This is a genomic window from Sphingomonas sp. dw_22, from assembly GCF_018449795.1.
In the GTDB taxonomy this organism is placed as follows: Bacteria; Pseudomonadota; Alphaproteobacteria; order Sphingomonadales; family Sphingomonadaceae; genus Sphingomonas.
Genome location: NZ_JAAVVE010000017.1, coordinates 26,409 through 43,427, shown reverse-complemented (window position 1 = coordinate 43,427; position 17,019 = coordinate 26,409). Strand labels below are relative to the sequence as shown.

Here is a 17,019-nt window from a genome sequence, read left to right as displayed (position 1 = left end):
GAATGTTTCCGAATGGTTGCGGAAGCGGATGTATCAACCTGGTACATATGGCGAGAAGCGCGGAACGTCTCCGTCCCGCGCTTCCGTTTCATTCCGGCAACTTAACGGATGGCGTTCGCGATCACCGCCGCGATGACGCCGCTGGTGATGCCGACCAGCACCGCATCATTGCCCGACTGGACATAGCGATAGCCGCGCGGCGGAGCCTTCAGGCCGCGATAGCGGCGATAGTCGATCTGCCGGTAGTTGCGGGCATAGCGGCTGTCGAAGCGCTGGCCCTTCTTCCAGCTCCGATACTGCACCGGGGCCGGCTTGTAGCCCTTCTTGACCCCATGCTGCGGGCCATGCTGGCCGTGCTGCTGCGGCACCGCGGCCAATACGGGCGTGGCGACCAGGGACATGGCGACCGCCGCCAGGAAAACCTTCTTCATCTTGCTACTCCTCTTTTACCCAACGCCATGTGCGGCGTTGCTTCCTATCTGGGGACTAGATGTCGCAGACATTTCACAGCCACAAAGATTTTGGTCGCAATTTGTCGCCGGCCTATTGGGCCGGAATAAGGCCGGAGTCAGGGTTGCGTGGCGGGCCGGAACGGTTCTAACGCGCGGCCCCATAGCGTTTTCAAGGGAGAGGCACGTGCGCGCATTCATCTTCCCCGGCCAGGGGAGCCAGGCCGTCGGCATGGGCAAGGCGCTCGCCGATGCGAGTCCGGCCGCACGCGAGGTCTTCCAGGAAGTCGACGAGGCGCTGGGGCAAAATCTGTCGCGGCTGATGGCCGAAGGCCCCGAGGACGCGCTGACGCTCACCGCCAATGCCCAGCCGGCGATCATGGCCAATGCCATCGCGGTGCTGCGCGTGCTGGAGAGGGAGGGCGGCATCCGCCTGGCCGACAAGGCCGATTTCGTCGCCGGCCACAGCCTGGGCGAATATACGGCGCTGTGCGCGGCGGGTGCGTTCGACCTCGCGACCGCTGCGAAGCTGCTGCGCATCCGCGGCGATGCGATGCAGGCGGCGGTGCCGGTGGGGCTGGGCGCGATGGCGGCGCTGCTCGGCGCGGACCTGACCAAGGCCCAGGCGATCGCGGATGCGGCGGCCGAGGGCGAGGTCTGCACGGTCGCGAACGACAATGATCCGGGTCAGGTCGTCATCTCGGGCGCGCGCGGGGCGATCGAGAGGGCGGTTGCCATCGCCAAGGATCACGGCGCCAAGCGCGCGCTGCTCCTGCCGGTCTCGGCGCCGTTCCATTGCCCGCTGATGCAGCCCGCCGCCGATGCGATGGCCGAGGCGCTGGCCGCGGTATCGATCCAGGCACCGCTGGTGCCGGTCTATGCCAATGTCACCGCCGCGCCGGTCTCCGATCCCGCGACAATCCGCACGCTGCTGATCGAGCAGGTGACGGGCATGGTCCGCTGGCGCGAATCGGTGCTGGCGATGCACGCGGCGGGCGTGGGCGATTTCGTCGAGTTGGGCGGCAAGGTGCTCGGCGGCATGGTCAAGCGCATCGCGCCGGATGCCAGCCCGATCAGCGTCGTGACGATGGACGATATCGAGGCGCTGGCGAAGGCGTTATAGGCTGTTGGTTCGCGCAACGGCGCGACGACGCGACGAGGCCTGGCTTGAGCGACACCGAACAGATTGCCACGCATGTTTTGGATGTCGCCTTTCGGCTGCATCGCGATCTAGGGCCGGGCTTGCTCGAATCCGCTTATGAAATGGTCATGGCCGCGAAGCTGGCATCGATGGGGTATAAGGTTGTGCGGCAGCGCTCTGTCGATATCGAATTCGAGGGGCTGCGTTTCGATGGCGCGTTTCGGATAGATTTACTGGTCGAGGAGCGCCTGCTCGTCGAGATCAAGTCCGTGGAGCGTCTCAACCCGGCGCACGCAAAGCAGCTTCTGACATATCTTCGCCTTACTGGGCAGCCTCTGGGGCTGCTTATCAACTTCGGTGGCGCGACGCTCAAGGAAGGCATCCGGCGGATGGTTAATGACTACAACCCCGTCGCGTCTTCGCGTCGTAGCGCGAATCTATAAATTAAGAGGAAATCCAAGATGTTCGACCTCACAGGCATGACCGCGCTCGTTACCGGCGCTTCCGGCGGGATCGGCTCGGCGGTCGCCAAGGCGCTGGCCGCACAAGGTGCCCGGCTTGCGGTTTCCGGCTCCAATGCCGAGAAGCTGGAAGCCTTCCGCGCCGAGCTCGGCGGCGATCATGTCGCTTTGCCCTGTAATCTGTCGGACGCCGCCGCCGTCGATGCGCTGGTGCCGCAGGCGGTCGAGGCGCTCGGCAAGCTCGACATCCTCGTCAACAATGCCGGCGTCACCCGCGACAATCTGACGATGCGGATGAAGGATGAGGAGTGGAACCAGGTCATCACCGTGAACCTGGAGGCCGCCTTCCGCCTGATCCGCGCCGCCGCCAGGCCGATGATGAAGGCCCGCTTCGGCCGGATCGTCTCGATCACCTCGGTCGTTGGCGCCACCGGCAATCCGGGCCAGGCGAACTATGCCGCGTCCAAGGCGGGGCTGGTCGGCATGTCCAAGGCGGTCGCGCAGGAGCTGGCGAGCCGGAACATCACGGTCAACTGCGTCGCGCCGGGCTTCATCCGCTCGGCGATGACCGACGTGCTGCCCGAAGCGCAGAAGACCGCGCTGCTCACCCGCATCCCCGCCGGCGATCTCGGCACGGGCGAGGACATCGGCGCGGCGGTGGTCTATCTCGCCAGCAAGGAAGCGGGCTATGTCACCGGCCAGACCTTGCATGTGAACGGCGGGATGGCGATGCTCTGATGCGAACCCTGGGGGCAGGAGTGAATGCGATGCGTATTGTGATGACTGCCCTGCTTGCCGCCGGTGCGATCTCGGCACCGGTTCATGCCGCCGATCTCGCCACGATCGATTGCGTGGCCGGCAAGCTCGATGCCGCGGTGAAGGCCCAGATCGAGGCCGATGCCGCGCGCAACCTGGGCGAAGCCGGCAAGCGGCCCACCTATGATCCGAGCGTCAGCCGCGGCCTCAACGACGCGGCGACTGCCTGTGCCAAGGATAATGGCTGGACCCCCGCCGCGACCAAGGCGGCGGGCATCTATGCGCTGGCCAGGATCGGCGTGCCGGTGGCGCAGCGCGTGGTGGGCGAGCGCGGTTTCGACTCCGCCGCGCTGGAGGACCAGTTCCAGGCGCTGCCCGAGGAGACGCGCGATCGTCCGCTCACCGCCGCCGAGAATCAGGAGCTCATCAAGGCCGCCGTCACCGACGAAGATAAGCAGACTCGCGAGAATGCCGAGCTGCTCGCCGAGTTCTTCGCCTTTCTCAGCACGATCCAGTATGCCGCGCATGATTTTTCGGTAGGGTGAGCCATCAGGGGCACAAGCACACCCCCTTGCCACGGCACCGCACCCGAACTAGGTGCGTTTCACACAAATCAGAGCCCCAGTCACAAAGGAAAACAGGGACCATGGCCAACCAGGAAGAGATCACCACCCGCGTCCAGGCCCTCGTCGTCGACCATCTTGGCGTCGATGCGAAGGAAGTGGTTCCGACCGCGAGCTTCATCGACGACCTCGGCGCGGACAGCCTCGACATCGTCGAGCTGGTGATGGCCTTCGAGGAAGAGTTCGGAGTCGAAATCCCCGACGACGCCGCCGAGAAGATCATGACCGTGGGCGACGCCGTGTCGTACATCAGCGAGCATCAGGAGGGCTGAGGCCCTCGGCCCGTGCCCGCATGGGCCGGCAACGCGTATCAGCGGCTTCCCGTCCCGGGCTCTTCGAGAGCGGACGGGGAGCCGTTTTGTTTTACAGGCTCGGGCCGGCTTGCCGGTCCGATGTCGCAAGAATGAACTTTGACGGAGAAATGCCATGCGCCGCGTAGTCGTTACCGGCCTTGGGCTCGTCACCCCCCTGGGTGCCGATGTCGAGACGGCCTGGAAGAACATCATCGACGCCAAATCGGGCGCGGGAACGATCACGCGCTTCGACGCGACCGACTTCCACAGCAACTATGCCTGTGAAGTGAAGCCGGCCGGCCATGAATATGGCTTCGATCCCGGCAAGCGCGTCGATCACAAGATCCAGCGCCAGGTCGATCCGTTCATCGTCTATGGCATCGATGCCGCCGGCCAGGCGATCGAGGATGCCGGCCTGCTCGACATGACCGAGGAGGAGCGCTTCCGCGCCGGCTGCTCGATCGGTTCGGGCATCGGCGGCCTGCCGGGCATCGAGAGCGAATCGCTGGTGCTGGCCGAAAAGGGGCCGAAGCGCGTCTCGCCGCACTTCGTCCATGGCCGCCTCATCAACCTGATCTCGGGCCAGGTCTCGATCAAATACGGGCTGATGGGACCGAATCATGCCGTGGTCACCGCCTGCTCGACCGGCGCACATTCGATCGGCGACGCCGCGCGGATGATCGCGATGGACGATGCCGACGTGATGCTCGCGGGCGGCGCGGAAGGCGCGATCTGCCCGATCGGCATCGCCGGATTCGGCCAGGCGCGCGCACTTTCGACCAATTTCCGCGACGAGCCGTGGCGCGGCAGCCGCCCTTATGACCGCGACCGCGACGGCTTCGTGATGGGCGAGGGCGCGGGCGTGCTCGTGCTCGAGGAATATGAGCACGCCAAGAAGCGCGGCGCCAAGATCTATGCCGAGGTCATCGGCTATGGCCTGTCGGGCGACGCCTATCACGTCACCGCGCCGCATCCCGAGGGTTCGGGCGCGTTCCGTTCGATGCAGATGGCGGTGCGCAAGTCGGGCCTTGACCTGTCCGACATCGACTATGTCAACGCGCACGGCACCTCGACGCCGCTCGGCGACGAGATCGAGCTGGGCGCGGTGCGCCGCCTGTTCGGCAGCGCGCTGGACACCGTGTCGATGAGCTCGACCAAGTCGGCGATCGGCCATCTGCTGGGCGGCGCGGGCGCGGTGGAGAGCATCTTCTGCATCCTGGCGATGCGCGACCAGATCGTGCCGCCGACGCTCAACCTCGAAAATCCGAGCGAGAATTGCCTGGGCGTGGACCTGGTGCCCCTCAAGGCGAAGGAGCGGAAGGTGAAGGCCGTGCTGAACAATTCGTTCGGCTTCGGCGGCACCAATGCCAGCCTGGTGATGAAGGCTGTCTGACGAAGCACCCGAGCCGGCGCCAGGGCCGCAATCCACCGCCGGCCTGCGCCGGCGGCGGGGCGGCTGCGTGGCGCTGGTCGCGATCCTGGTGCTGCTCGCGGCGGGCTTCGCGCTGCTCCAGATGTGGGGCGGGGCGGGGCCGGCGAAGCAGAATGTGACGGTGCTGATCCCGCAGGGGGCCACGCTGTCCCGCGCGGCGACCGAGCTGGAAAAGGCCGGGGCGATCCGTTCGGCTCGCGCCTTCGTGCTCTTCTCCAAGGTGCTGGGCGGCAGCGCCCCGATCAAGGCCGGCGAATATCGCGTGCCGGCGCATCTCAGCCAGTCGGACGTGCTGCGGATGCTCCAGGGCGGCAAGACGCTCCAGCGCTTCATCACCGTGCCCGAGGGCACGCCTTCGATCCTCGTCTATGAGACGCTGATGAAGGCGCCCGAGCTGACCGGCCAGATCCAGGTGCCGATCGAAGGCACGGTGCTGCCCGACAGCTATGCCTATAATCGCGGCGACACGCGCCAGGCGGTGCTGGATCGCATGCAGAAGGCGATGGTGAATTATCTCGCCAAGGCCTGGACCGCGCGCAAGCCGGGCATCGCCGTGAGCAATCCGCGCGATGCGCTGATCCTCGCCTCGATCGTGGAGAAGGAGACCGGCAAGCCCGAGGAACGGCGGATGGTCGCCGCGGTCTATGGCAATCGGCTGAAGCAGGGCATGCCGCTCCAGGCGGATCCGACGATCATCTACCCGATCACCAAGGGCAAGCCGCTCGGCCGCCGTATCCTTCAGTCCGAGCTGCATGCGAAGAACGACTACAACACCTATGCGATGACCGGCCTGCCGATCGGCCCGATCGCCAATCCGGGCCGCGCGAGCATCGACGCGGTGCTCGATCCGGCGGCATCGACCGCGCTCTATTTCGTCGCGGACGGCACCGGCGGCCATGTGTTCGCCGACACGCTCGAACAGCACAACGCGAACGTCCGGAAATGGTATGCGCTGCGCAAGGCGCGGGGCGAGATGTAGCCCGTCCGCGCGGGCTCAGAAGATTTTCCCTTCCCACACGGCCTCGCGGGCCTTTTCGTCGAGATAGAGGCAGGCGGCGATCGCCATCAGGACCGCCAGCGGCAGCGCGGCGTGGAGCCATTCTCCCGCCAGCAGGAGCGTGGCGAGCGCGGCGGTCATGACGCCCCCGCCCAGAAGCGCGCCCCTGTGCCGCGTCCCCGCGCGGGCCAGGAGCGCCGCCGCCGCCAACTCCAGCGAGCCCGTCATATAGTGGAACCAGTCCGGATAGCCCCAGCGGGCATATTCCGCGCGGAAGTCGGCGGTGGGGAACAGGTTGCTGATGCCGCCCGCAATGAAGAACGCGACCAGTAGGCCAGCGATGATGCTGTGGGCAAGGGCGCGAGGGGTAAGGGAAATGTGCATGTCGGCTCCGAAAACGGCGGAACCAGGCTTGTTCCGCGCGACCGACCAGACGAATAGAACCTCAACCATGGTTCAGGTCAAGGAATATCGATGACGGACAGGCCGTCCCTGAGTGTCGGCGAAGTTGCGAGACGCAGCGGCGTCGCGGTGTCGACCGTGCATTTCTATGAGGCCAAGGGCCTGATCGAGGGATGGCGGACCGCCGGCAACCAGCGCCGCTATCTCCGCAAGGTGCTTCGCCGCATCGCGGTGATCCGGATCGCCCAGCGCGCGGGCATCCCGCTCAAGGCGGTGAAGGCGTTCCTCGCCGATCTCCCTTTGGAGGCGGCGCTGACCGGCGAGGACTGGCGCCGGATCACGGCCAATTGGCAGGCGATGATCGACGAGCGCATCCGGGCGCTGCACCAGCTTCGCGACCAGCTCGACCGGTGCATCGGCTGCGGGTGCCTGTCGCTGGCGGACTGCCCGTTGCGCAACCCGCGGGACCGGCTCGGCGAGGAAGGGCCGGGCGCGCGGCTGCTCGACGGGAATCCCTGAGCGCTCGCGCATCTCCGATAGACGCGGATTTCCGCGATTGATAACGTTCTCAAAACTTCAGGCGAGGGGATGAGGATGAAGCGCGCGCTCGGAGTTGCCGCTGGGATGGCGGCGGGATTGCTGGCTCTGGCGCCGGCGGGTCATGCGCAGGATCGGGGCTTTCTGCGCGCCGAGGGCACGCGGATCGTCGATAGCGAAGGCCGGCCGGTGCTCCTGCGCGGCATGGGGCTGGGCGGCTGGATGCTGCAGGAGGGCTATATGCTCGATCTGGGCGAGCTGGAGAAAGGCCAGCAGCACGTCATCCGCCGCCACATCGCCGGGGCGATCGGCGAGAAGGGGGCGGATCGCTTCTATCGCGCATGGCTCGACAATTTCATCACCAAGGCGGACATCGACGCCATGGCGCGCTGGGGCTTCAACTCGGTGCGGCTGCCGATGCACTACAATCTCTTCACCTTGCCGGTGGAGAAGGAGCCGGTGGCGGGCAGGGACACGTGGATCGAGAGCGGCTTCGAGCGGGTTGACCGGTTGCTGGAGTGGACCCGCGCCAACGGCATGTTCCTGATCCTCGATTTGCACGCCGCGCCGGGCGGGCAGGGCAACGACCTGCCGATCGCCGATCGCGATCCTTCGAAGCCTTCGCTGTGGGACAGCGCCGAGAATCGTCGCAAGACCGTGGCGCTGTGGAAGCGGCTCGCCGGGCGCTATGCCGATGAACCCGGCATCGGCGCCTATGACATCCTCAACGAGCCGAACTGGGACTTTGACGGGCCGGTGGACGGCCATGGCTGCAAATCGACGAAGAATGCCCAGCTCTGGGATTTCTACCGCGAGCTGATCGCCGCGATCCGATCCGTCGACAAGCGCCACATGATCGTGATCGAGGGCAATTGCTGGGGCAATAATTATGGCGGGCAGGAGAAGCCGCTCGACGCCAATCTGACGCTCAGCTTCCACAAATACTGGAACCGCAACGACGCGGCTTCGATCGCGCCCTATCTGGCGCTGCGCGACAGGCTGGGCGTGCCCTTATGGCTGGGCGAATCGGGTGAGAATTCGAACGTCTGGTTCCGCGACGCGATCCGGCTGGTGGAGGATCAGGGCATTGGCTGGTCGTGGTGGCCGCTCAAGAAGATCCGCTATAACAATCCGCTGCAGGTCGACGCGAATCCGGGCTGGGACGCGCTGGTCGCCTGGTGGCTGGGCAAGGGGCCGAAACCCGATGCCAAGGCCGCCGAAGCGGCGTTGATGCGGCTCGCCGAGCACGACGTGCGTTTCGAGAACAATATCTTCCACCCCGATGTGATCGACGCGATGTTCCGCTTGCCCCATGCCGATGAGGCGCGGCCGTTCAAGGCGAACCACGTCGGGGCGGAGGCGTTCGCGATCGCTGCGGTCGATTACGACCTGGGGCCGGCAGGCATCGCCTATGCCGATCGCGAGGACGCCAACTACTATGTCGCGACTGGTGGCGAGCGCGTGACCTGGAACAGCGGGCTGACCTATCGCAACGACGGCGTGGATGTGGCGCGCGAGGCGGACGGCGTGCCCTATGTCGCCAGCTTCCAGACGGGTGAGTGGATGCAGTACACGCTCGACCTCGACCGGGCGGGGACGCGGGCGCTGACCGTCACGGGGCGGGGCAGGGCGGGCGGCACGCTGTCGCTCTCGCTCAACGGCGGCGCGCCGGTGACTCTCACGCTGCTGGCGGGTACAGGATGGCAGACGCTGCGCGTGCCTGCGGTGAAAATGCTTCAGGGCAACAACCGGCTCGTGCTCAAGGCGGAGAATTGCGCGGATTGCGAAGTGAAGGGGCTGGAAGTGGCTGCGGCCGGTTCCTGACCCCAACAACCGTCACCCCGGCCTTCGCCGGGATGACGAAGGAGTTTTCAGCGAAGCAGCGCCGCCGCTTCGCGGGCCAGCGTCTCGACCTGCTCGATGCTGGCGCCCTTGGGCGTGACCCAGCTTCCGCCGACACACAGGATCGGATCGAACGCCAGCCAGTCCGGCGCTGTTGCCAGCGTGATGCCGCCGGTCGGGCAGAATTTCGCCTGGTAGAAGGGCGCCGCCAGCGCCTTGAGCGCCTTGAGCCCGCCCGAAGTCTCGGCCGGGAAGAACTTGAAGTGCGTCAGCCCCAGGTCGAGCCCGCGCATGATGTCGCCGGCGGTCGCGGTGCCCGGCAGATAGGGCACGCCGCTGCCGACGATCGCGTCGCCCAGCCGCTCGGTGAGGCCCGGCGAGACGATGAACTCGGCATCGGCCTTCATCACCTGCTCGAACTGCTCGGTGTTCACCACCGTACCCGCGCCGACGATCGCGCCGGGCACCTGCTTCATCTCGCGGATGGCATCGAGCGCGGCGGGCGTGCGCATCGTCACTTCCAGCACGCGCAGGCCGCCCTTCACCAGCGCCTCGGCCAGCGGACGCGCCGTGGCGGCGTCCTCGATCACCAGGACCGGGATCACCGGGCTGGTGCGCATGATCGTCTCGATGTCGTTCAAAGCGCGTGCTCCTGGGCGAAGGCGGCGGCTGCGCCATACAGGCCCGGTTGGGGATGGGTGATCAGCTTGACGGGAATCGATGTCATCAGGTTGCGGAAGCGACCCTTGGCAACGAAACGCTCGCCGAAGCCCGATTGCAGCAATTGGTCCTTCAAACGCAAGCCCAGACCGCCCGCGATCACCACGCCCTTCGGCCCATGCGACAGTGCCAGGTCTCCCGCCACCGCGCCGAGGCTCAGGCAGAAGCGATCGAGCGCGGCGACGGCCAGGCTGTCCTGCCCCTCCAGCGCCATCGCCCAGATCTGCTTGTCGTCGAGCCGCTGCACCGGGCGCCCCTCCAGCTCCGCCAGCGTCTCGTAGATCGAGACGATCGCCGGCCCGGCGACCACGCGCTCCTTGGAGACGCGGTGATAGGTCTTGCGCAGCCGCTTCACCAGCGCGTCCTCGATCGGATCGAGCGGCGCGAAGTCCGAATGGCCGCCTTCGGTGGCGATGACGCTGTAGCCCGCCTTGTGGCGGAAGACCTGCGCGACGCCGAGCCCCGTGCCCGGGCCGCAGACGGTGAGCGAGCCCAGCGCCGGCAGCGGCTGCTCGGGGCCGCAGAGATGCACGAAGGCGTCGTCGCCGAACTGGCCGACGGCGTGGCCGATCGCCTCGAAATCGTTGACCAAAGTCCAGGTGTCCGCGCCCAGCCGTTCGGGAATCAGTTGCGGCCGGATGATCCAGGGATTGTTGGTCAGCTTGATGAGCTCGCTGTTGATCGGCGAGGCGACGGCGATCGCGGCGGCGCTGGGCAGCGGGCGGCCCAGCGCCTCGCCAAAGGCCAGCCAGGCGAGCTGGAGGCTGGGATGCTCGGCGACCTTCTGGGTCATCGGCTCGCTCATCGAGACGACCCGGCCGTCCGCCACGTCCGCTACGGCAAAGCGGGCGTGCGTCCCTCCGATATCGACCGCGACGACTTCCATGTGACCTCTGATCCTCTACCGGTTCGCCGCCCTGTCAACGTTGGCAGTCGATGCGGAGCCCTTCTTCCCGCGCTTCGCCGATAAGTAAAGGGGAGCGCGGCGAAGGGGCGATTTTCCTCGTTTAGAGGCCGGCCTCGGCGAGCATGGCCGAGGCGCCCAGCTCCGCTTCGTCGCAATGCATGCGCAGCATGCCGAACAGCTCGCGGCCGGTGCCTATCGCGGGGGGCGGCGCGGCGCATTGCTCGCGCGCGGCCCATTCGGCGGGATCGACCAGCGCCTGGAGCACGCCTTCCTCCGCGCACAGGCGGATCATGTCGCCGTCGCGCACCTTGCCGATTGGGCCGCCGCCCAATGCCTCGGGCGAGAGGTGGATCGCGCAGGGCACCTTGCCCGATGCGCCCGACATACGGCCGTCGGTGACCAGCGCCACGCGGAAGCCGCGATTCTGGAGCACGCCGAGCGGCGGGGTCAGCTTGTGCAGCTCGGGCATACCGTTCGCCTTCGGCCCCTGGAAGCGGACGACGACCACTACGTCGCGGTCGAGCTCGCCGGCCTGGAACGCGGTCTGGACCTCGCCCTGGTCGGCAAAGACCCGCGCCGGGGCCTCGATCGTCCAGCGGTCGCGATCGACCGAGCTCACCTTGATGCAGGCGCGGCCCAGATTGCCCTTGAGGATGCGGAAGCCGCCCTCGTCCGAGAAGGGGGCGTCGATCGTGCGGATGATCGTCTCGTCGCCGCTTTTCTCCGGCAGGTCGTGCCAGACAAGCTTGTCGTCCTCGATCCCCGGCTTGCGGCCATAGGCGGTCATGCCTTCTGCGGCGACCGTCACCGTGTCGCCGTGCATCAGCCCGCCCTTGAGCAACTCGCGGATCACGAAGCTGGGGCCGCCGGCATCCTCGAAGCCGTTCACGTCCGCCGATCCGTTGGGGTAGACGCGCGTCAGCAGCGGCACGGCGCGCGAGAGGCGGTCGAAATCGTCCCAGTCGATCACGATCCCCGCCGCGCGGGCGAAGGCGGGGACGTGGATCAGGTGGTTGGTCGATCCGCCGGTGGCGAGCAGCACGATCGCGGCATTCACGATCGCCTTTTCGTCGACGACATGGCCGATCGGGCGATAATCGTTGCCGTTCCAGCCGATCTCGGCGAGGCGGTGGACTGCGGCGCGGGTCAGCTCCTGGCGCAGCTTGGTGCCCGGATTGGCGAAGGCGGCGCCGGGCATGTGGAGGCCCATCGCCTCCATCATCATCTGGTTCGAATTGGCGGTGCCGTAAAAGGTGCAGGTGCCCTTGGAGTGATAGGCGGCGATCTCCGCCTCCAGCAGCTCCGCGCGACCGACCTTGCCCTCGGCATAGCGCTCGCGGACCGCGGCCTTCTCCTTGTTGGCAAGCCCTGATCGCATCGGGCCGCCCGGGATCAGCACCATCGGCAAATGGCCGAAGCGCAGCGCGCCCATCAGCAGCCCCGGCACGATCTTGTCGCAGATGCCGAGCAAAGCCGCGCCCTCGAAGGTGCGGTGGGAGAGGGCGATCGCGGTGGAGAGCGCGATCGTGTCGCGGCTGAACAGCGACAGCTCCATGCCCTGATAGCCCTGGGTCACGCCGTCGCACATCGCCGGCACACCGCCGGCCACCTGCGCGGTGGCGCCGGCCTCCAGCGCCCAGAGCTTCATCTGCTCGGGATAGCGATAATAGACCGCATGGGCGGAGAGCATGTCGTTGTAGGATGTGACGATGCCGATGTTCATCGACTGCCCGCCCTTCAACTGCTCGCGCTGCTCGTCCGTGCCGGCATAGGCGTGCGCCAGGTTGGCGCAGCCCAGCTTCGGCCGATCGTTGCCCGATTCGCGCTCGCGGTCGATCAGCGCGAGATAGGCCGCGCGGCGCTCCTTCGAGCGCGTGACGACGCGATCGGTGACGGCGGCGATTTCAGGGTGGAGAGTGGCCATCAGGCGCTCCAGTGGATATCGACCGGCAGCTCGACGTCGGCGAGGATGCGGCCGACCGGATAGTTGGACGATGCGCCCTGATCGATGGCGCTTTCGAGCACGTCGCGCTTCTGCTGTCCGGTGATCGCGATCATCAACGCGCGGGCGTTGACGATGGCTTCGCGGCTGAGCGTCACGCGGGCGACCGGCGCTTCCGGGGGAAGCGGATCGGGCATCACGCCCAGCGCGCGGCGCTCCTTGGGGCCGTTGAGCGCTTCGTCGTAATCAGGGCCGGGGAAGATCGACGCGGCATGGCCGTCATTGCCCACGCCGAGCAGGCACAGGTCGAGCGGCCAGTGGACGTCCTGCAGCAGCGCATCGGCGGCGCGGCCGGCGGCCTTGTAGTCGGGCGCGGTGGCGCTCACGAGCGGGATCACGCGCGCGCCCTTGGGGATGAAGATCTTGCCGATCGCGGTGACGTTGGACAGCGGATCGCCGAGCGGCACGATGCGGTCGTCGCCGGGGACGATCGTCACGCGCTTCCAGTCGAGCTTGGCCTTGGCGAGTTTCTCGTAGATCGGCAGCGGCGTCTTGCCGCCCGCCAGCGCGACCACGGCGGCGCCCCGGGCGTCGAGTGCGCTCTCGATGATGAACTGCACGTCGCCTGCGACGGCGTCCGCCATCTCATCGGCATCGTCATAGTCCCACCATTCGATTTCGGTCGTCATTTCAACTCCTTGGTATTTGTTGTGCCGCCGGCCGCGATATGGGCCCTGGCGCTTATTCGTGCCATGTCACCCCGTCGCGCTCGGTGAGCGCCACCGAGGCAGACGGGCCCCAGCTTCCCGAGGCATAGGGCTTGGGCTTCATGTCGTTCGCTTCCCAGCCGGCGCGGATGCCGTCCACCCATTCCCACTGGGCCTCCACTTCGTCACGGCGGACGAACAGCGTGGGATCGCCCTCGATCAGGTCGAGCAGCAGCCGCTCATAGGCGATGCGGCGGCGGGTGCCGGCGAACTCGTTCTCCAAGCTCAGGTTCAACGGCACCTCGCGCAGGCGCACGCCGTCGCGGTCGAGCCCGGGCTGCTTGGCCATCACCAGCAGCCGCACATATTCCTCGGGCTGGAGGCGGATGATGAGCGTGTTGGGCTGGAGCATGCCGCCGCGATCGGCGAAGATCGAATGCGGCACCGGCTTGAACTGGATGACGATCTCGGAGCGCCGCTCACCCAGCCGCTTGCCGGTGCGCAGATAGAAGGGCACGCCCTGCCAGCGCCAATTGTCGACATGCGCCTTGATCGCGACGAAGGTCTCGGTGTTCGAGGGCTTCTCCAGGTCGGTCGCATAGTCGCGGACGATCTCGCCCTTTACCGCGCCGCCGCCATATTGGCCGGTGACCGTCAGGTGCGTGGCCTCCTGCGGACTGATCTTCCGCAGCGAGCGAAACACCTTCACCTTCTCGTCGCGGATCGCGGTGCCGTCGAAGCGGGCGGGGGGCTCCATTGCGATCAGGGCTACGAGCTGGAGCATATGGTTCTGCACCATGTCCCTCAGCGCGCCCGTCTCGTCGTAGAAGCCTGCGCGGCCCTCCAGCCCCACCGTCTCGGAGACGGTGATCTGTACATGGTCGATCCCCTGCGCGTTCCACACCGGCTCGAACAGCGAATTGCCGAAGCGCAGCGCCAGGATATTCTGCACCGTCTCCTTGCCGAGATAATGGTCGATGCGGAACGTGCGGTCCTCGGGGAAGGCCTCGGCGACGATGTCGTTGATCTCGCGGCTCGATTGCAGGTCGCGGCCCAGCGGCTTCTCCAGCCCGATGCGGACGTTCGATCCGGTCAGGCCCGCCGCTTCGAGCCCCTTGATCGTCGGGCCGAACAGCCAGGGCGCGGTCGACAGGAAGATCGCCAGCCCGCCGGAAATGTCGCCCAGCTTGTCCTTCAGCGCGGCGAAGCCCTCGGTCTGCCCGGCATCGAGCGGCTGATAGCTCAGCCTTTCGAGAAAGCTTCCGACAGCGCTGTCATCCTTGCGGTCGGCAGGAAGGAATTCATCGAGCGCGTGCCGTGCGAATTCGCGATAGCCTGCATCGTCATGATCGGAGCGCGCGGTGCCGGTGATCGTCAGGCCGGCGGGCAGCAACCCGTCGGCATGGAGCGCGTAGAGCGACGGAAGCAGCATCCGCTGGGCGAGATCGCCGGTTGCTCCGAACAGCAGCAATTTGCCTACGGCCTGATGCATCGAACGCCTCTCGTCGTTGTTCTGCGAACGCTCGACACCAATGGGCGGCAAAGATCAAGCCGGTGCGCGGCAAAGGCCGGTTTAAAGAACCAGCCCCGCCACCGGATCGAGGCCCGCCATGATGTTGAGATTCTGCACCGCCGCGCCGGCCGCACCCTTGCCGAGATTGTCGAGCGTGGCGATCAGCCGTGCCTGGCCGGTCTCGACATTGCCGAAGACGCGCAGCGACAGCCGATCGGTCCCTGCATCCTCCTCGATCGTCACCGTCGAGGCATCGGCGGATAGCACCCGCACCACCGGCGAATCCTTATACGCCTCGCGCAGCGCGTTCTCGCATGCCTCGATCGACGGGCGGCGGGTGAAAGCGTGGAGGGGCAGGGGCACCTCGACCACCATGCCGCGATAGGCCCGCACGACCGAGGGCAGGAAGATCGGCGGATGCTCGATCCGCGCGTGCTTCTGCATCTCAGCGACATGCTTGTGCGCGAGCGGCAGACCATAGGCGCGGAACGCGGTCTCGGTGAAGGTCGGCGAGTCCCGGTTCTCGAACTCGGCGATCATCGATTTGCCGCCGCCCGAATAGCCCGACACGGCATTGGCGGTCAGCGTGAAGTCGTGCGGGATCAGCCCGGCGCGAATCAGCGGACGGACCAGCGCCAGGAAGCCGGTGGGATAGCAGCCTGGATTGCTCACCCGCGCCGCCTCGGCGATTGCCGCCGCCTGGCCGGGCTCCAGCTCGGCAAAGCCATAGACCCAGTCGGGCGCGACGCGGTGCGCCGTCGATGCGTCGATCACGCGGACATGCTCGCTGCGAATCATCGCCACGGCGTCGCGTGCCGCGTCGTCGGGCAGGCAGAGGATCACGAAATCGGCCGAATTGAGCGCTTCCTCGCGCTTCGCGGCATCCTTGCGCGCGGCATCGTCGAGCACGAGCAGCTCGATCTCGCTGCGCCCGGCCAGCCGCTCGCGAATCTCCAGGCCGGTGGTTCCGGCCGCACCGTCGATGAAGACGCGGGCGCTCATGCCGCGCCTCCCAATGCGCCGGCATCGATATAGCCGACCAGCCCGGGTCCGCGCGCGACGCCCCAGGCGTTGCCGCCGGCAAGTTCCAGCACTTCGAAGACGCCGCCGGCGGAAAGCTGGGCGATCACGTCCGAATCGGCAGGCGCGGCCGCGCGCAGTGCGGTCGCCGAGGAAAGCATTCTGGGCATAGGAGCTGCATAATGGGGAGCGAAGACGCGATCCGCCAGACGCACGTCCGCCAAATCGCGACGCACGGCATCGACCCGCGGATCGATCGCGATCGAACGTCCCTTGAGGGAGAAGCGCTTACGCGTTGGCCCGGTGGGCGACGGGGTGACTGAGATGGTCGCCCGCGAGGAAATGCCCGAATTCTGCAAGAAAATCTGCCCCTTCAGCGGTACGCGCTACGAAGATGTTTCGTTTGTCGCTATCGTCGCGTTGGCGGCGCAGATAGCCGAGCGTGCCCAGTCTGTTCAAGGCTCGGGTGACTACGGGCTTCGAGACGTTCAATGCGCGCGCCAGTCCGCGCACCGTATGGGGACCGGGATCGAGATAGACGAGCATCAGCAGCGCCATCTGCCGATTGGTCAGATCGGGTTCTCCTGAGCGAACATAGTCGATCAGCGTGTTTTTCCAGGAAGATAGAGACTTCTCGCCCATCGCGTTCACGGCTTCCGCTCACCCCAGTTGCGATCCCAACACGCATCGGGATCGCACGCACTAACGCGCGGCGGGCCGCTAGGTTTCAGTGCGGTGGCGAAATGTTACGGATGCGGTCGAAATTGTGGCTTTTCGGCATCATATGCACCGAAGCAGGCCGGCAGGTTGATCCAAGGAGGCTGCTCCCCTATGTCGCGCCTTTCCGCAACAGGCCCCGGATCTTCATGTTCACTTTCCTGCTCGTCGTTCAGTTCATCATCGCCGCGTTGCTCGTGGTGGTGATCCTCATGCAGCGTTCGGAGGGCGGCGGGCTCACCACGGGCGGCAGCCCCTCGGGCCTGATGTCGGCGCGCGGCGCCGCGGATTTCCTGACGCGGGCCACGTCGATCCTGGGCGGACTGTTCATCCTGATGAGCATCGTGCTGGCCGTGATGGCCGCGACTCGCCATTCGGCGACGATCGACAGCTCGCTCCAGCGCAAGGCCGCGCCGGTGTCCACGGCTCCGCTGACCGTTCCGGGCCAGGTGCCCTTCGGTGCCGGCGGCAACAGCGCTGCTCCGGCCGGTGCCGCCGCACCCGCCAACAGCGCGGCGCCGGGCAACTCGCAGGTTCCGTTCAACCAGTAATCGCGCGTT

Annotated in this window: 20 protein-coding genes; 10 read left to right on the top strand and 10 right to left on the bottom strand. The window is 66.7% G+C overall.

The features are described 5' to 3' along the window. Window positions 1–101 precede the first annotated feature (101 nt). On the bottom strand, window positions 102–431 hold the full coding sequence (locus HB724_RS09940) for an RcnB family protein (RefSeq protein WP_213980771.1): 330 nt from the start codon (window positions 429–431) through the stop codon (window positions 102–104). 205 nt (window positions 432–636) lie between these two features. Between HB724_RS09940 and fabD the strand changes: the two genes are divergently transcribed. From fabD to mltG, 7 genes are all read left to right on the top strand, one after another. After that, complete coding sequence (gene fabD / locus HB724_RS09935) at window positions 637–1,572, top strand: ACP S-malonyltransferase (protein WP_213980770.1); 936 nt, start codon at window positions 637–639, stop codon at window positions 1,570–1,572. Between the two features lie 44 nt (window positions 1,573–1,616). Next, window positions 1,617–2,033, top strand: coding sequence for a GxxExxY protein (locus tag HB724_RS09930; RefSeq protein ID WP_213980769.1), 417 nt, complete (start codon window positions 1,617–1,619; stop codon window positions 2,031–2,033). A gap of 18 nt (window positions 2,034–2,051) precedes the next feature. After that, window positions 2,052–2,789, top strand: coding sequence for a 3-oxoacyl-[acyl-carrier-protein] reductase (gene fabG, locus HB724_RS09925; RefSeq protein WP_213980768.1), 738 nt, complete (start codon window positions 2,052–2,054; stop codon window positions 2,787–2,789). 29 nt (window positions 2,790–2,818) lie between these two features. After that, window positions 2,819–3,352 (top strand): hypothetical protein, encoded by a 534-nt coding sequence (locus HB724_RS09920; RefSeq protein ID WP_213980767.1) that lies wholly within the window; start codon window positions 2,819–2,821, stop codon window positions 3,350–3,352. A 101-nt stretch (window positions 3,353–3,453) separates the two neighbouring features. After that, on the top strand, window positions 3,454–3,702 hold the full coding sequence (locus HB724_RS09915) for an acyl carrier protein (RefSeq protein ID WP_187727152.1): 249 nt from the start codon (window positions 3,454–3,456) through the stop codon (window positions 3,700–3,702). 154 nt (window positions 3,703–3,856) lie between these two features. Next, window positions 3,857–5,116, top strand: coding sequence for a beta-ketoacyl-ACP synthase II (gene fabF / locus HB724_RS09910; protein WP_213980766.1), 1,260 nt, complete (start codon window positions 3,857–3,859; stop codon window positions 5,114–5,116). A 67-nt stretch (window positions 5,117–5,183) separates the two neighbouring features. Beyond that, a complete protein-coding gene (mltG, locus tag HB724_RS09905; protein ID WP_346344709.1) occupies window positions 5,184–6,134 on the top strand; it encodes an endolytic transglycosylase MltG in 951 nt (316 codons plus the stop codon). A gap of 15 nt (window positions 6,135–6,149) precedes the next feature. Here mltG and HB724_RS09900 read toward each other — a convergent pair whose 3' ends face one another. Then, window positions 6,150–6,536, bottom strand: coding sequence for a DoxX family protein (locus HB724_RS09900; RefSeq protein WP_213980765.1), 387 nt, complete (start codon window positions 6,534–6,536; stop codon window positions 6,150–6,152). A 90-nt stretch (window positions 6,537–6,626) separates the two neighbouring features. Here HB724_RS09900 and soxR point away from each other — a divergent pair, with 90 nt between their 5' ends. Further along, window positions 6,627–7,073, top strand: a complete 447-nt coding sequence (gene soxR / locus HB724_RS09895; protein WP_213980764.1) for a redox-sensitive transcriptional activator SoxR — start codon at window positions 6,627–6,629, stop codon at window positions 7,071–7,073. Window positions 7,074–7,148: 75 nt separating this feature from the next. Then, the gene (locus tag HB724_RS09890; protein WP_213980763.1) at window positions 7,149–8,915 is read left to right on the top strand and encodes a cellulase family glycosylhydrolase; all 1,767 of its coding nucleotides are present in this window, start codon (window positions 7,149–7,151) and stop codon (window positions 8,913–8,915) included. Window positions 8,916–8,962: 47 nt separating this feature from the next. On the opposite strand, the gene eda is transcribed toward HB724_RS09890, so the two are convergent. From eda to HB724_RS09850, 8 genes are all read right to left on the bottom strand, one after another. Next, a complete protein-coding gene (gene eda, locus HB724_RS09885; protein ID WP_213980801.1) occupies window positions 8,963–9,553 on the bottom strand; it encodes a bifunctional 4-hydroxy-2-oxoglutarate aldolase/2-dehydro-3-deoxy-phosphogluconate aldolase in 591 nt (196 codons plus the stop codon). Window positions 9,554–9,570: 17 nt separating this feature from the next. After that, a complete protein-coding gene (locus HB724_RS09880) occupies window positions 9,571–10,539 on the bottom strand; it encodes a glucokinase (protein ID WP_213980762.1) in 969 nt (322 codons plus the stop codon). Between the two features lie 121 nt (window positions 10,540–10,660). Beyond that, on the bottom strand, window positions 10,661–12,484 hold the full coding sequence (edd, locus tag HB724_RS09875; protein ID WP_213980761.1) for a phosphogluconate dehydratase: 1,824 nt from the start codon (window positions 12,482–12,484) through the stop codon (window positions 10,661–10,663). Continuing rightward, entirely contained in the window at window positions 12,484–13,191 is a 708-nt protein-coding gene (pgl, locus tag HB724_RS09870; protein ID WP_213980760.1) for a 6-phosphogluconolactonase, read from the bottom strand. Before pgl ends, edd begins: the two co-directional genes overlap by 1 nt. 52 nt (window positions 13,192–13,243) lie before the next feature. Beyond that, window positions 13,244–14,701 carry a glucose-6-phosphate dehydrogenase gene (gene zwf, locus HB724_RS09865; protein WP_213980759.1) on the bottom strand — a complete coding sequence of 486 codons (1,458 nt, stop codon included), beginning with the start codon at window positions 14,699–14,701 and terminating at the stop codon, window positions 13,244–13,246. An 81-nt stretch (window positions 14,702–14,782) separates the two neighbouring features. After that, entirely contained in the window at window positions 14,783–15,724 is a 942-nt protein-coding gene (gene argC, locus HB724_RS09860) for an N-acetyl-gamma-glutamyl-phosphate reductase (protein ID WP_213980758.1), read from the bottom strand. After that, window positions 15,721–15,912 carry an SH3 domain-containing protein gene (locus HB724_RS09855; RefSeq protein WP_346344708.1) on the bottom strand — a complete coding sequence of 64 codons (192 nt, stop codon included), beginning with the start codon at window positions 15,910–15,912 and terminating at the stop codon, window positions 15,721–15,723. The genes argC and HB724_RS09855 overlap by 4 nt, the downstream gene beginning before the upstream one ends. Before the next feature lie 118 nt (window positions 15,913–16,030). Beyond that, a complete protein-coding gene (locus tag HB724_RS09850) occupies window positions 16,031–16,384 on the bottom strand; it encodes a MarR family transcriptional regulator (protein ID WP_213980800.1) in 354 nt (117 codons plus the stop codon). Window positions 16,385–16,608: 224 nt separating this feature from the next. Here HB724_RS09850 and secG point away from each other — a divergent pair, with 224 nt between their 5' ends. Further along, window positions 16,609–17,010 (top strand): preprotein translocase subunit SecG, encoded by a 402-nt coding sequence (gene secG, locus HB724_RS09845; protein WP_213980756.1) that lies wholly within the window; start codon window positions 16,609–16,611, stop codon window positions 17,008–17,010. The last annotated feature ends 9 nt before the right edge of the window (window positions 17,011–17,019 follow it).

Bases quoted from the DNA above. Each gene is read 5' to 3' on its own strand.
- HB724_RS09940 (WP_213980771.1), bottom strand. From the start codon at position 431: ATGAAGAAGGTTTTCCTGGCGGCGGTCGCCATGTCCCTGGTCGCCACG.
- HB724_RS09890 (WP_213980763.1), top strand. From the start codon at position 7,149: ATGAAGCGCGCGCTCGGAGTTGCCGCTGGGATGGCGGCGGGATTGCTG.
- HB724_RS09900 (WP_213980765.1), bottom strand. From the start codon at position 6,536: ATGCACATTTCCCTTACCCCTCGCGCCCTTGCCCACAGCATCATCGCT.
- eda (WP_213980801.1), bottom strand. From the start codon at position 9,553: ATGCGCACCAGCCCGGTGATCCCGGTCCTGGTGATCGAGGACGCCGCC.
- fabF (WP_213980766.1), top strand. From the start codon at position 3,857: ATGCGCCGCGTAGTCGTTACCGGCCTTGGGCTCGTCACCCCCCTGGGT.
- zwf (WP_213980759.1), bottom strand. From the start codon at position 14,701: ATGCATCAGGCCGTAGGCAAATTGCTGCTGTTCGGAGCAACCGGCGAT.
- HB724_RS09915 (WP_187727152.1), top strand. From the start codon at position 3,454: ATGGCCAACCAGGAAGAGATCACCACCCGCGTCCAGGCCCTCGTCGTC.
- argC (WP_213980758.1), bottom strand. From the start codon at position 15,724: ATGAGCGCCCGCGTCTTCATCGACGGTGCGGCCGGAACCACCGGCCTG.
- fabG (WP_213980768.1), top strand. From the start codon at position 2,052: ATGTTCGACCTCACAGGCATGACCGCGCTCGTTACCGGCGCTTCCGGC.
- HB724_RS09850 (WP_213980800.1), bottom strand. From the start codon at position 16,384: ATGGGCGAGAAGTCTCTATCTTCCTGGAAAAACACGCTGATCGACTAT.
- HB724_RS09880 (WP_213980762.1), bottom strand. From the start codon at position 10,539: ATGGAAGTCGTCGCGGTCGATATCGGAGGGACGCACGCCCGCTTTGCC.
- edd (WP_213980761.1), bottom strand. From the start codon at position 12,484: ATGGCCACTCTCCACCCTGAAATCGCCGCCGTCACCGATCGCGTCGTC.
- soxR (WP_213980764.1), top strand. From the start codon at position 6,627: ATGACGGACAGGCCGTCCCTGAGTGTCGGCGAAGTTGCGAGACGCAGC.
- pgl (WP_213980760.1), bottom strand. From the start codon at position 13,191: ATGACGACCGAAATCGAATGGTGGGACTATGACGATGCCGATGAGATG.
- HB724_RS09855 (WP_346344708.1), bottom strand. From the start codon at position 15,912: ATGCCCAGAATGCTTTCCTCGGCGACCGCACTGCGCGCGGCCGCGCCT.
- HB724_RS09920 (WP_213980767.1), top strand. From the start codon at position 2,819: ATGCGTATTGTGATGACTGCCCTGCTTGCCGCCGGTGCGATCTCGGCA.
- secG (WP_213980756.1), top strand. From the start codon at position 16,609: ATGTTCACTTTCCTGCTCGTCGTTCAGTTCATCATCGCCGCGTTGCTC.